At 71.1% G+C, this 12,663-nt stretch carries 12 protein-coding genes; 8 read left to right on the forward strand and 4 right to left on the reverse strand.

Annotated features, from left to right (window positions below):
* Nucleotides 1-55 precede the first annotated feature (55 nt).
* Genes FXF68_RS03085 through FXF68_RS03095 form a run of 3 tightly spaced genes read right to left on the reverse strand, consistent with a single transcriptional unit; the run spans nucleotide 56 to nucleotide 1,883 of the window.
* On the reverse strand, nucleotides 56-823 hold the full coding sequence (locus tag FXF68_RS03085; RefSeq protein WP_148757352.1) for an AfsR/SARP family transcriptional regulator: 768 nt from the start codon (nucleotides 821-823) through the stop codon (nucleotides 56-58).
* Nucleotides 820-1,596, reverse strand: a complete 777-nt coding sequence (locus tag FXF68_RS03090) for a thioesterase II family protein (RefSeq protein ID WP_148348642.1) — start codon at nucleotides 1,594-1,596, stop codon at nucleotides 820-822. Before FXF68_RS03090 ends, FXF68_RS03085 begins: the two co-directional genes overlap by 4 nt.
* Before the next feature lie 35 nt (nucleotides 1,597-1,631).
* The gene (locus FXF68_RS03095) at nucleotides 1,632-1,883 is read right to left on the reverse strand and encodes a DUF5988 family protein (RefSeq protein WP_148348641.1); all 252 of its coding nucleotides are present in this window, start codon (nucleotides 1,881-1,883) and stop codon (nucleotides 1,632-1,634) included.
* Nucleotides 1,884-2,340: 457 nt separating this feature from the next.
* On the opposite strand from FXF68_RS03095, the gene FXF68_RS03100 reads away from it, so the two are divergent.
* The 6 genes from FXF68_RS03100 (at nucleotide 2,341) to FXF68_RS03125 (ending at nucleotide 10,247) form a co-directional block, all read left to right on the forward strand.
* A complete protein-coding gene (locus FXF68_RS03100) occupies nucleotides 2,341-5,220 on the forward strand; it encodes a helix-turn-helix transcriptional regulator (RefSeq protein WP_281292148.1) in 2,880 nt (959 codons plus the stop codon).
* Between the two features lie 145 nt (nucleotides 5,221-5,365).
* Entirely contained in the window at nucleotides 5,366-6,709 is a 1,344-nt protein-coding gene (locus tag FXF68_RS03105; protein ID WP_148757354.1) for a cation:proton antiporter, read from the forward strand.
* A 30-nt stretch (nucleotides 6,710-6,739) separates the two neighbouring features.
* Complete coding sequence (locus FXF68_RS03110; RefSeq protein ID WP_148757355.1) at nucleotides 6,740-7,348, forward strand: TetR/AcrR family transcriptional regulator; 609 nt, start codon at nucleotides 6,740-6,742, stop codon at nucleotides 7,346-7,348.
* Nucleotides 7,349-7,488: 140 nt separating this feature from the next.
* Nucleotides 7,489-8,400, forward strand: coding sequence for a helix-turn-helix domain-containing protein (locus FXF68_RS03115; RefSeq protein WP_246178218.1), 912 nt, complete (start codon nucleotides 7,489-7,491; stop codon nucleotides 8,398-8,400).
* A 146-nt stretch (nucleotides 8,401-8,546) separates the two neighbouring features.
* The gene (locus tag FXF68_RS03120) at nucleotides 8,547-9,362 is read left to right on the forward strand and encodes an SAM-dependent methyltransferase (protein ID WP_148757356.1); all 816 of its coding nucleotides are present in this window, start codon (nucleotides 8,547-8,549) and stop codon (nucleotides 9,360-9,362) included.
* A 9-nt stretch (nucleotides 9,363-9,371) separates the two neighbouring features.
* A complete protein-coding gene (locus FXF68_RS03125) occupies nucleotides 9,372-10,247 on the forward strand; it encodes an alpha/beta fold hydrolase (protein ID WP_148757357.1) in 876 nt (291 codons plus the stop codon).
* Here the strand turns inward: FXF68_RS03125 and FXF68_RS03130 are convergent.
* Nucleotides 10,201-10,482: a hypothetical protein gene (locus tag FXF68_RS03130; RefSeq protein ID WP_148757358.1), complete on the reverse strand. Its 282-nt coding sequence runs from the start codon at nucleotides 10,480-10,482 to the stop codon at nucleotides 10,201-10,203. The two genes, FXF68_RS03125 and FXF68_RS03130, sit on opposite strands and share 47 nt — an antisense overlap.
* A gap of 148 nt (nucleotides 10,483-10,630) precedes the next feature.
* On the opposite strand from FXF68_RS03130, the gene FXF68_RS03135 reads away from it, so the two are divergent.
* Nucleotides 10,631-11,746 (forward strand): NAD(P)/FAD-dependent oxidoreductase, encoded by a 1,116-nt coding sequence (locus FXF68_RS03135; RefSeq protein ID WP_187437688.1) that lies wholly within the window; start codon nucleotides 10,631-10,633, stop codon nucleotides 11,744-11,746.
* 1 nt (nucleotide 11,747) lies between these two features.
* Nucleotides 11,748-12,659 carry an LLM class flavin-dependent oxidoreductase gene (locus FXF68_RS03140; protein WP_148757360.1) on the forward strand — a complete coding sequence of 304 codons (912 nt, stop codon included), beginning with the start codon at nucleotides 11,748-11,750 and terminating at the stop codon, nucleotides 12,657-12,659.
* Nucleotides 12,660-12,663: the final 4 nt, after the last annotated feature.

Here is a 12,663-nt window from a genome sequence, read left to right on the forward strand (position 1 = left end):
CAGTGATCCCCGCCTCCCTGTCGCGAAGGGGAGGCGGGGACGGCCCGGGCCGCGCTCAGATGGCGCAGGCGTCGAGCCCGCGATCACCAGCGAGGATCGCCCGCTGGAGATCCTGCAACGCCCGGCACGGTTCGAGCCCCAACTCCTGGCTGAGGGTGTACCGCGCCGTCTGATAGACCTTCAGCGCGTCCGCCTGCCGCTCCGACCGGTACAGGGCGAGCATGAGCTGACGGTAGAAGGTCTCTCGCAGAGGATTCTCCGCGACCAGCGAATAGAGCCGCCCGACCAGCTCCCGGTGCCGGCCGAGCTGCAACTGCGCGTCGATCAGCAGCTCCATGCACTCCAGCCGCGACTCGGTGAGCCAGGTGACGAAGCCGTCGACGATCGGACCGGACCGCAGGCCCCCGAGGACCGGTCCGCGCCACAGGTTCAGCGCGTCGTCGAAACAGGCGATGGCCTCCGCGTGGCGACACTCCCGCGCGTGCGCCCGGCCCTGGTTCATGAGCTGCAGGAACACGTGGAAGTCGATCTCGTCGACGCCCTTGTGCAGGATGTAGCCCGACACCCGGGTGGCGACCGGGCTGTCCGCCCGGCCCGGACGGCGCAGGAACTTGCGGAGCTGGGACACGTAGACGTGCAACCCGGCGGTGGCCCGGCGGGGCAGCCCGTCGCCCCAGATCTCGGCCATCAGCCGGTCGAACGAGACGACCTGGTCGGAGCGGATCAGCAGCACCGCCAGTACCGTCTCGACCTTGCGCGCGCTGATCGCGGACGTCCCCGTCCCGTCGACCAGCCGCATCGGCCCGAGTAGCTCGTACCTCACGCTCTGCTCCCCCCAAGCGCCCGCGCGGCGCCGAGCGTTCCGACGACGGTGTCGATCACCTCGGCGGACGCGTCCTCAAGGTAGAAGTGCCCGCCGGGGAAGACGCGCAGGTCGCACGTCCCCGTGAAGTGCTCCTGCCACGCGATGGCCTCGTCCACCGTGGTCTGCGGGTCCGACTCGCCGACGAGGACGGTGACGGGGCAGTCCACGGGTGGTCCGGGCGTCCACGCGTAGCGCTCGATGGCCCGGTAGTCGTTGCGCACCGCCGGGAGGATGGACGCGAGCAGTTCCTCGTCGCGCAGCAGCCGCGCGTCGGTGCCGCCGACCCGGCCGAGTTCGGCGATCAGCTCGGCGTCGTCCATCGTGTGGACGGTCCCGGCCCGCCGCCGCGACGGCGCGCGCCGCCCGGAGGCGAAGAACCACAGCGGCGCCGTGCCCCGCTCGGCGGCGAACCGGCGCGCCACCTCGAACGCGACGACCGCGCCCATGCTGTGGCCGAAGAACGCGAACCGCGGCGACAGCCGGTCCGCGAGCACGGCGAAGATCTGGTCGGCCAGCCGCGGGACGCTGTCGACGGGCGGTTCGTGACGGCGGTCCTGGCGCCCCGGATACTGCAGGACGAGCGCGTCGATCTCCGGCGGCATGGCCTTCGACATCGGGAAGTAGTAGCTCGCCGAACCGCCCGCGTGCGGGAAGCAAACGAGCTGGACGTCACCGGGACCGTCCGGATGAAACCGGCGTATCCAACGGTCGTCCTCGCGGGAGCGTGGCATGTGCTGGTCCTTTCTCGGCCTGTGGACCGGCCTCGTCACTCTGCGATCTTGGTCCTGGTGGTCCACCGGAAGACCGCGGGTCCGTCCGCGGCGGCGTCCGCCGCGTCGACCAACTCGAAGTGCTCGTACCCTCCGCGGTGGGCCAGTTTGATCGTCCGCGCGCCGGCGTCCGCCCGGCACCGGCGCGTCGATTCGGGGATGTCCGCGGGGCCGCCGACGAGCGCGGCCTCCACCGTTCCGGGCTCCGCCGCGCGAGCGCCGGCGGACCTGCTGTCGGCTTCACTCATTTGACAGACCCTCCAACTCCCGAAGGTGGTCCGTGTCGACCACACCGCATCAATGATGCGAATATCACGGTTTGTAACGGAACACCCCTAGCACCCTTACTCCACCCCTAAGGCGATTCAGGGGGCCGAGTAGCGTCAGCGGCTGCCATAACATCGGCCCTCCCGATGGGGCCCGGCCACAACGCCCCAACTCGATGACCGAAACAAATCGACCCTGACTCTGTGATCAAGTTCCCAGATCTCGGTCCACTCCAGGTCAACCTTTGCGAATACCTGCTCAGAGCCTCATCGGCCGCCGCCCGATCCATTCCGGGCCCACATCACCGCTGGTCGCGCCGGAAGCCCGCTGATAGACTTACCGGTAATTAAGCATGATGCCTGGCACCGCGCGGGGGCGACTGCGCAGGGAATTAGAATTCGGTTCGGTTACGTGCGGGAACTTGACCGGGGGCTCCTCATGAGGCTGGTCGAACGAGATAACGATCTTCGTATGCTCGCCGACGCATTCGCCGGCCAGGGGGACGGCGACGGTTCACTGGCGCTGATCAGCGGGGCGCCCGCGACCGGAAAGACGGCACTGCTGCAAGAGTTCGCCGAGCAGGTCAGAGAAGTAGGGGCCGTATTTCTGGAGGCCATCGCCTCGCGCACCGAACAGGGCCAGCCCCTGGGTGTCATCGCGCAGCTCTTCCACGGTATGGAACTGCCCGCCGAGACCACCGAACACGTCGCCCGGCTCATCGACGAGGGCGTCCACTCCGCCGCGCGGGCCGGGTCCCCCGAACACCCCCCGACCGGAACGCCGCCGCATGTGCTGCGCGGCCTCTGCAATCTCATTCTCCACCTGGCCGAGAACCGCCAAGTGATCATCGGGATCGACGACGTCCACTACGCCGACCCGTTCTCCCTCGAATGCCTGCTCTACCTGGTCCGGCGCATGCGCACCACCCGGCTGCTGATCATCCTCAGCCAGTGCGACCGGCGCGTCCAAGGGCACTATCTGCAGTTCCGCGCGGAACTCTCCCGCCAGCCGCACTGCCGCACCATCCGGCTCGGCCTGCTCTCCGAGCAGGGGGTGGCGGGGCTCCTCGAAACCACCTACGGGCGGTCCGCCGCGCTCCGGCTGGCGCCGACCTTCCACGCGCTGAGCGGCGGCAACCCGCTGCTCGTGCACGCCCTGCTGGACGACCACCTCCCCACCTCGGTGGCCGAGGGCTCGGTGTCGTCCGAGGTCCCGCTCGGCGACGCGTTCACCCAGGCCGTGACCGCGTGCCTGTACCGGTGCGGCAGCGAGACCATGCAGGTCGCCCGCGCGCTGAATCTGCTGGGCGAGGAGGTCGCCCCGGCGGCGCTCGCCGAGGTGCTCGACCTCGACCCCGAGTCGGTCGGCCGGGCCGTCGGCACCCTGACCGCGGTCGGCCTGCTCACCGGCGGGCGGTTCCGGCACGACGCCGTCCGGTCCGCGATCTCCGACACGATCACCGCCGCCGACCGGGCCGCGACGCACCGGCGCGCGGCCCGCGTCCTGCACGACCACGGCGCGTCGGTCACGGTGCTGGCGCAGCACCTGCTCGGCGCCGACCAGGTCGACGAACCGTGGGTCGTCCCCGTCCTGGAGGACGCGGCGCAGGAGGCCCTCCAGCACGGCGCGATCGGCCGGGCGCTGGAGTTCCTCCGGCGGGCGCACGACCTCGCCACCAACGACGAGCAGCGGGCGGCGCTGAAGGCCGCGCTGGTCCGGGCCGAGTGGCGGGTCTCGCCGTCCGCCGCCGCCCGGCACCTGCCCGAGCTCATCCTGCACGCGCAGGAGGGGCGGCTGAGCTGGCAGGACGTGTCCGCCCTGATCGGCCATCTGATCTGGCACGGCCGGCTCGACGAGGTGGTCGGGCTGCTGACCGTCCTCGAACGGCGCCCGGCGCAGGGCACTCCCGGCGACGAGGCCCAGGTCGGGCTCGAAACGCTGCGGCTTTGGGTGTGTTGCCTGTTCCCTGAGCACCTTGGGGCGTTGCGACCCGATTGGAGCGTTCCCCAGCCCGCCGGGCTCGTCTCGTTCCGCGCCCTCGGCCAACTGCGCGCCGCCGACGTCCTCACCGACGCCCTCGACGGCGACATCGACGACAACACCGTCGTCGCCGCCGAGCAGGTCCTCCAGGGCGCGCAGTGGAGCAACACCCCGATGGCCTCCACGTTCGCGGCCGTCGCGGCGCTGATCTTCGCGGGCGAGCTGGACAAGGCCGCGCTCTGGTGCGACGCCCTGATCATGACCCCGGCGAACCGGCACGCGCTCGCGCAGCAGGCGCTGCTGTGGGCGATCCGGGGCGCGATCGAGGTCCGGCAGGGCCGGATGGCCGCCGCCGAGACGTCCGCCAGGACCGCGCTGAACCTGATCTCCCCGCAGGACTGGGGCATGTTCATCGGCCTGCCGGTGACGATCATGCTGGTGGCGACGACCGCGCTCGGCAAGTACCTGGAGGCCGCCCGCTACCTCGCGATGCCGGTGCCGGAGGTGCTGCTCCGCACCCCGCTCGGCCTGCACTACATGCAGGCCAGGGGACGGTGCAAGCTCGCCACCGACAACGGGCAGGCCGCGCTCGGCGACTTCGAGATGTGCGGCGAGCTGATGGTGAAGTGGGGGCTCGACCTGCCCATCCTCGTCCCGTGGCGGACCGACGCGGCCCGCGCGCTGCTCGCCATGGGACGGCGGCGGCAGGCGCGCGGGCTCGTCCACGAGCAACTCGCCCGGCTGACCTCCGAGCACGCCCAGGTCCGGGGCGTCTCGCTCGGCGTGCTCGCCGCCGCCAGCGACCCGGTCGACCGGCTCCCCCTGCTGAAGGACGCGGTCGCCACGCTCGACAGGTGCGGCGACCGCTGGGAGCTGGCCCGCGCGCTCGCCGCGCTGAGCCAGGCCCACCAGATGCTCGGCCAACGGGCCGAGGCGGCGGAGACGGCCGCCCGCGCGCGCCGCCTCGCCGAAGAATGCGGCGTTCCGGAAGAACAGTTGTCGCCGATCCATATTCCGCCTCCGGAAATGGCGTCGGACGTTTCGCTGGAAGAGGAGGAGGACGACCTCGGCGGCGGGCACTCGCCGGAGGAGCTGAGCGGCGCGGAACGGCGGGTCGCCGACCTGGCCGCACGCGGCCACACCAATCGGCAGATCGCCAGCATCCTTTTCATCACGGTCAGCACCGTCGAGCAGCACCTCACCCGGGTGTACCGCAAGCTCAACGTGAACCGGCGGTCCGACCTGCCGGGCAGGCTGCGCACCGGGGCTGAGGAACCCGAGCTGGCCGCCCACTGCGCCGGTCCGGGAGAGCATGCGACGGGCCGCCCCGAAGGCTGACTCAGCGCGACCGGACGACAACCCCTAGACGGCCGGGACAAGGGTCCCGGTTCCCCTGAATAGGGGTTTTGCGGCGAAAATCACGCTTATATTATTCGGGCACTGATTTTCGACCGAGAAACGGCGCGTTCGGCCGAGGAGGAAAATGGCATTCGCGGTCGGCCCGGTGGCGCCCCTGGGGGCGCGCGAATTCATGATCTTTCTGTTGCAGGTGGCATTGCTGCTCCTGCTGGCCCTGCTGCTCGGCGAGCTGGCGTCCCGGCTGAGGCTGCCGCCGATCGTCGGCGAGCTGTGCGCCGGGGTGATCGCGGGGCCGTCCGTCCTCGCCCAGCTCTCCCCCGAGCTGTCGGACTGGCTGCTGCCGCGGAACGCCGCCCAGTTCCACCTCCTGGACGCGGCGGGCCAGATCGGCGTGCTGCTGCTCGTCGGCCTCACCGGCATCTCGATGGACCTCGGGCTCGCCCGCCGCTACGGGACCACCGCGGCGCGGGTCAGCATCGCGGGGATCGCGATCCCGCTCTCGCTCGGCGTCCTCACGGGGCTCGCCCTGCCCGATTCGTTCGTCCCGGACGGGGCCGACCGGAGCACGTTCGTCCTGTTCCTCGGCGTCGCGATGGGGGTGAGCGCCATCCCGGTGCTCGCCAAGACGCTGATGGACATGAACCTCCTCCAGCGCGACATCGGCCAGCTGACGCTGAGCGCTGTGCTGATCGACGACATCGTCGGCTGGCTGCTGCTGTCGGTCGTCTCGGCCATGGCGACGACCGGGGTCCGGGCGGGCGAGGTCGCGCTCTCCTTCGGCTACCTGGGCCTCGTCATCGTGTGCGCGTTGCTCGCCTACCCGCTGGTCGGCAAGGCGCTTCGGCTGGCGGACGCCTCCGACCGCCGGGCCGGCGGCGGCGGAACCACGATCGCCGTCGTGACGACCCTGATCCTGCTCAGCTCCGCCGCCACCCAGGCGATGAAGCTGGAGGCGGTGTTCGGCGCGCTCGTCGCCGGCATGGTGATCGGCCGGAGCCCGGCCCTGGACCACGCGAAGCTCGGCCCGCTGCGCGGCGTCGTCCGGGCCGTCTTCGCGCCGCTGTTCTTCGCCACCGCCGGGCTCCGCATGGACCTCACCGCGCTCGGCCGTCCGAAGGTCCTGCTCGTCGGCGTGAGCGTGCTGGCCGCCGCGGTGGTCGGCAAGTTCCTCGGCGCCTACCTCGGGGCCCGGCTCAGCAGGCTCGGCCGCTGGGAGGCGGCCGCGCTCGGCGCCGGGATGAACGCGCGCGGCGTCATCGAGGTCATCATCGCGATGGTCGGGCTGCGGCTCGGCGTGCTGAGCCCCGAGATGTACACCATCATCATCCTGGTCGCCATCGTGACCTCGCTGATGGCACCACCCGTCCTCCGCGCCTGCATGGCGCGGGTGGAGACCACACCCGAGGAGTTGCGGCGCGCCGAACGCGCGCACTCCGTCCGTCTTCGTGAGGCTGATGAAGTTGCCTGAAGTCACCGCCGGTACCACCGGGCCCTGCCGATGAGTCCGCCGACGGAGGTCTACCGTCGGCGCACCGGCAGCGAGACCAAGACCGAGATCGAGAAGGTCGCCCTCGCGCTGTTCACCAGGAACGGCTACGAGGCCACCACCATGCGGGAGATCGCCGAGCAGCTCAAGATCACCAAGCCCGCCCTCTACTACCACTTCAGCAGCAAAGAGGAGATCATCCGGACGCTGTTCGAGGAGCACCTCGCCACCTGGGACGAGATCATCTCCTGGGCCGCGTCGCAGCCGCCGTCCCCCGACCTGCGCCGGGAGGTGCTCACCCGGTGGGCGAACGCCACCCGGCACCGGCGGATGGAGCTGATCAGGCTCGCCGTCGCCAACCAGGAGTCGATCAAGGCACTGGCGCCGCTGCGCACCGGCATGGCGAGCCGGCTGACCGAGCTGGTGACGATCCTGATCGGGCCGGACGCGTCCGTCCGCGACCGGATCCGCGCGCGGATGGCGGTGCTCAGCGTCAACATCGCGGTGATGACCGGTCAGGAGCTCGGCGCCGAGGAGAGCGAGATCCTGGACATCGCGCTGGAGGTCGCCCTCCGGGTGCTGCCCGACCTCGACGACGCCCCCGGGCAGCCGGACGGGTAGCCCCGCGGGCGACCGGACGGGCCGCGCGAGGTCTGCGTCACTGATGGGCAAAGTCGCCCGCTTCGGCGGCGTGTCGGCACTACGCTGGACGTCACAGAACGCTGTCGATACGCGCCGCACAGTAGTGCGTAGGAGCGGAAGTGAACGCACCCCGACCGGACGGCGTCCCGGAGCCGCGACGACTCGTCCACCACCCCGCCGTGAGCGGCCCGACAGTGCTGCGCATCCTGCTCGGCGGCCAGTTGCGGCGGCTGCGCGAGGCGCGGGACATCTCGCCCCGGGACGCGGGCGACGCGATCCGCGCCTCCGCGTCCAAGATCAGCCGGTTGGAGCTCGGCCGGGTCGGGTTCAAGAAGCGCGACGTCGCCGACCTGCTCACGCTGTACGGCGTGCTGGCCGACGACGAGCGCGAACCCCTCCTCGACCTGGCCGAGCGGGCGAACCGGCCGGGCTGGTGGCAGAGCTACAGCGACATCCTGCCGCCCTGGTTCGAGGTGTACATCGGGCTGGAGGAGGCGGCGTCGACGCTGCGCGTGCACGAGACGCGGCTCGTCCCCAAGCTGCTCCAGACCGAGGACTACGCCCGCGCCGCGCTCCAGATCATGCATCCGATGGCGTCCTCGAACGAGATCGAGTGCCGGGTGAACGTGCTGATGCGGCGGCAGCGGATCCTCGCCGGCGCCGCGCCCCCGCAGGTGTGGGCGCTGGTGGACGAGGCCGCCCTGCGCCGTCCGATCGGCGACGCCGACACCATGCGCGACCAGCTCGGCGCCCTGCTCGACGTGGTGCGCTCGAAGCGCGTCACCCTGCAGATCGTGCCGCCCGCGCGCAGCGCGATGACGGCGATGGTCGGCCCGTTCTCGCTGCTGCGGTTCGCCGAGCCCGACCTGCCGGACGTCGTCTACATGGAGCAGCTGACCAGCGCGCTCTACCTCGACAAGACCGCCGACCTCCAGGTCTACAAGCGGCACCTCGACCGGCTGTCGGTCAACGCGGCCCCGCCCGCCGACACCGAGCGCGTGCTGACGGAACTGCTCGCCGCGCTCCGCTGAGCCGGAACCGGAACGGGTCGGGTCATATTCTTTCCCGGTCGCCACTTTCATTGCACATTCCCCACGACCGGGCGAGAATTGGCGCCCAGCACGCTCATGCCCGATGGGCGCAGCCCTGAACGACCGCGACAGTGGGAGGCGAAGTCGTGACCGGCGACCCGTACGCCCCCGGCCAGGAGCCGGAGATCCAGATCGACACGAGCGTGGCTCACCCGGCCCGTGTGTGGGACTACTGGCTCGGCGGAAAGGACCACTACCCCGCCGACCAGGAAGTGGGCGACCAGCTCGAGGCGACCATTCCCGAGGTGGTGCTGTGGGCGCGCGCCGACCGCGAGTTCCTCGGCCGCCTGGTCCGCCACGTGATCGGCGAGGGCGTCCGGCAGTTCCTCGACATCGGCACCGGAATTCCCACCAACGACAACACCCACCAGGTCGCGCAGCGGCTCGCCCCGGAAAGCCGGGTCGTGTACGTCGACAACGACCCGATCGTGCTGGCGCACGCGCGGGCGCTGCTCACCAGTTCGCCCGAGGGCGCCACCGATTACATCGACGCCAATCTGCACGACCCCGACACGATCCTGACCGAGGCGGCGCGCACGCTCGACTTCTCCAAGCCCGTCCTCATCACGCTCATGGGCATTCTGGAGTTCAGCGTCACCGACGAGGCGTACACGGTCGTCGACCGGCTGCTCGAACCGTTCCCGGCGGGCAGCCATCTCGCGATCGCCTGTCCGAGCAACGAGACCAACACCGAGGCGATGGACGAGGTCGCCCAGAAATGGAACGACAGCGGCGCGACCCCGATCGTGATGCGCAGCGCCGCCGGGCTGACGCGCTTCTTCAAGAACCTCGAACTGCTGGAACCGGGGCTCGTCCCGCTGCCGAAATGGCGTCCCGACGCCGGCACCCTCTACGCCGACCGCGACATGGACTTCTACTGCGCCGTCGGCCGCAAGCCTTAGCGCGACGCCATGGCGGAACGTTTCATCCAGGCGAACGGCGTGGAACTCTGCGCCGAGGAGTTCGGCGACCCTGCCGACCCCGCGGTCCTTCTCGTGATGGGCCTCGGCGCGTCGATGCTGTGGTGGGACGAGGAGTTCTGCCGCCGCGTCGCGTCCGGCGGGCGGCACGTGATCCGCTACGACCACCGCGACACCGGACGCTCGGCGGCCTGGCCGCCGGGACGTCCCGGGTACACCGGCTCCGACCTGGTCGACGACGCGGCCGGGGTGCTCGACGCGTTCGGCGTCCCGGCCGCGCACGTCGTCGGCGTCTCGGCGGGCGGTGGCCTGGCGCAGCTCCTCGCGCTCGGCCGTCCCGGCCGCGTCCTCTCGCTGACGCTCGTCAGCACGTCGGCGGCGGTGCCGCCGGGACGTCAACTGCCGCCGCCCGCCGAGGCTTTCGGACGTTTCCTCTCCACCGCCGACGTCGACTGGTCGGACGCCGACTCGGTGGTCGAATACCAGGTCGGTTTCGCGCGGATGCTCGCCGGAGCCGAGCGGCCCTTCGACGAGGACGCGGCGCGGGCTCTGATCCGCCGCGACGTGGCGCGCGCCCGCGATTTCGCGGCCACGCGGAACCACGATTCCCTACCGGACGACGACCGGGAATGGGGAGCGCTCTCCACGATCGACGTGCCCACCGTGGTGCTTCACGGGACGGCCGATCCGATGTTCCCGATCGGCCATGGGGAGGCGCTCGCGGACGTGATTCCGGACGCGGCGCTCGTTCCGTTGGAGGGAGCAGGACACGGGTTGGAGCGGGCCGACTGGGAGACGGTCGTGGCCGCGGTCCTCGGGGTCAGCGAGCGCCGGGGACGGCGCCCATCGTCCACTGGCCGGTGGTGATGCGTTCGCGCAGTTCGTCGGCGCTGCCCGCGTGGACGATCAGGCTGCCGCCGCCGACGCCGCGCACGGCCGTCCAGCGGCGGCTGCGCCGGTCGAGCACGATCCCCCATCCACCCGCCGGCGTGCTGTTGAACTCGGCCCTGATCCGGGCCAGTTCCTGATCGCAGAGATCGTCGTCGCTCTGCTGATCCGTGCGCGGTCGGGCGCCTGACGCCGACGATGGTTCGGAGTGCATCGTGCCACTTCCTCGGGTTGTGGACTCCATCACATGCTGACCCGCGCGGGGGGCGATGCCCAATCCCACCCGCCTATAGCCGTGGGTTATGGCACGCGCGGACGGGGCGGGGCTGTCCGCCGCCGGGACCGGGTGCCAGGGTGGTGGCATGCGGATTCTCATCGTCGGCGCGGGGATCGTGGGGGCCGCGCTGGCCGACCGGCTCACCCGCCCGGACCGGGATGTCACCATCGTCGAGGAGCTATGGCCGGGTGGAGGGACGTCCGGCACGAGCTATGCCTGGCTGAACGCGAACGATCCTCACGACCCGGTGTACTACCGGTTCCGGACGGAGGCCCTGCGCACCTGGCGCGACCTGGCCGCCGGGCTCGGCGACCCGGACTGGTACCGCCCCACGGGGAACACCGTGTGGGCGACCGGCGGCGCGAAGGCCGAATTAGCGGACCGGGTAAGGCGCCTTACCGCCCTGGGCTATGCCGCCGAGCAGATCGACGCCGAACGGCTCCGGGCGATCGAACCGCACGTCCAGGCCCCGGACGACGCGTTCATCGCGCATTTCCCGGACGAGGGCCACATCCACGGGGAACCGGCCGCGCGCGGCCTCGTGCGGCGCGCGCACGACGCGGGCGCGGAGGTCGTCACCGGACACCGCGCCGTGCGCCTCACGCTCGACGGCGGCCGGGTGACCGGCGTCCGGCTGGACGACGGCCGGGACGTGCCCGCCGACCTCACCGTCTGCGCCGCCGGACGGCACAGCCCCGCCCTCCTCGGCACCGCCGGGCTCGACCTCCCGCTGGTCGACCCGGCCGCGCCCGGCTCGGCCGCACCCTGCCTCGTCGCGACCACCACGGCGACGGATAGCGTGCTGAACGGACTCGTCCACGCGCCCGGCCTGTCCGCACGGGCGACGGGAAACGGAGGGCTCGTGCTGGAGGCCGTCGAACTGGACGCCGGCATCGACGAGTCCGTCTCGCCGGAACGCGTCCAAGAGGTCGGCGAGGAGCTGCTCTCCCGTGCCAGGGCGGTCATCCCGGGACTGGACGCGGACGTCGCCGAAATGCGGCGGTGCGTCCGCCCGCTGCCGATCGACGGATATCCGCTGATCGGCCCGCAGGCGCCCGGCCTCTACACCGCCGTCACCCACAGCGGGATAACACTGGCGCCCCATCTCGCCAGGCTGATCGACCGGGAGATCGACGGCGATCCCGCACCCGAACTCGCTCCGTACCGGCCGGACCGGCCGCTCACGAATACCGGTGGATGACATGCGCTTCGCCATTTCCATTCCGCAGGACCTCGACGACCACAAGTTCGACCCGGACGAGTTCCGCGCGTTCATGCGGCGGGCCGAGGAACTCGACTTCGACAGCGCCTGGACGCAGGAGCAGGTGCTCGGGAAGGCGGCCCGGTCGAGCCCGCTGGAGGCGATGACGTTCGCCGCCGCGTGCACCGAGCGGATCCGGCTCGGCTGCTCGGTGCTCGTGACGCCGCTGCACAGCCCCGTCCATCTGGCGAAGAGCCTGAGCACGCTGGACCAGCTCAGCCGGGGCCGCGTCGAGGTCGGCGTCGGCTCGGGCGGGCAGGGCCGGATGTTCTCGGCGTTCAACGTCTCCCCGGACGGCCTGATCACCCGGTTCGTCGAGGGCCTGAACCTGATGAAGGCGTGCTGGACGCAGCCGTCCATCGATTTCGACGGGCGTTTCTGGCAGCTGCACGACGCGGCGATGGAGCCGAAGCCGTTCCAGAAGCCGCATCCGCCGATCTGGTTCGGCGCCCGGCATCCGAACGCGCTGCGCCGCGCCGTCGAGCACGGCGACGGGTTCTTCGGGGCGGGCTCGACGACGACCGAGAAATTCGTCGAGCAGGTGGGGATCGTCCGGGAGGCGCTCGCGGAATCCGACCGCGACACCGCCGGTTTCCGCATCGCCAAGCGCGTCTACGTCGGAATGGACGACGACGCCGACCGCGCGCGGGAAAGGTCGGCCGCCGCCCTCGAACGCATTTACGGGTCGGGCGACCTGCTTCCCGTCGCCGTCACCGGCCCGCCGGACGATTGCGTGCGCGGAATCCGCGACGTGGTGGACGCGGGCGCCGAACTCGTCCTCCTCACCCCGCTCTTCGACGACGCCGAGCAGATGGAGCGGTTCGCGGCCGAGGTCATCCCCGAGGTGCGCTGAGGAC

Source organism: Actinomadura decatromicini, from assembly GCF_008121305.1.
Classification (GTDB): domain Bacteria; phylum Actinomycetota; class Actinomycetes; order Streptosporangiales; family Streptosporangiaceae; genus Spirillospora; species Spirillospora syzygii.

Excerpts from the sequence above, each read along its gene's own strand:
- FXF68_RS03090 (WP_148348642.1), bottom strand. The coding sequence starts at position 1,596 with ATGCCACGCTCCCGCGAGGACGACCGTTGGATACGCCGGTTTCATCCG.
- FXF68_RS03095 (WP_148348641.1), bottom strand. The coding sequence starts at position 1,883 with ATGAGTGAAGCCGACAGCAGGTCCGCCGGCGCTCGCGCGGCGGAGCCC.
- FXF68_RS03100 (WP_281292148.1), top strand. The coding sequence starts at position 2,341 with ATGAGGCTGGTCGAACGAGATAACGATCTTCGTATGCTCGCCGACGCA.
- FXF68_RS03105 (WP_148757354.1), top strand. The coding sequence starts at position 5,366 with ATGGCATTCGCGGTCGGCCCGGTGGCGCCCCTGGGGGCGCGCGAATTC.
- FXF68_RS03110 (WP_148757355.1), top strand. The coding sequence starts at position 6,740 with ATGAGTCCGCCGACGGAGGTCTACCGTCGGCGCACCGGCAGCGAGACC.
- FXF68_RS03125 (WP_148757357.1), top strand. The coding sequence starts at position 9,372 with ATGGCGGAACGTTTCATCCAGGCGAACGGCGTGGAACTCTGCGCCGAG.
- FXF68_RS03130 (WP_148757358.1), bottom strand. The coding sequence starts at position 10,482 with ATGCACTCCGAACCATCGTCGGCGTCAGGCGCCCGACCGCGCACGGAT.
- FXF68_RS03135 (WP_187437688.1), top strand. The coding sequence starts at position 10,631 with ATGCGGATTCTCATCGTCGGCGCGGGGATCGTGGGGGCCGCGCTGGCC.
- FXF68_RS03140 (WP_148757360.1), top strand. The coding sequence starts at position 11,748 with ATGCGCTTCGCCATTTCCATTCCGCAGGACCTCGACGACCACAAGTTC.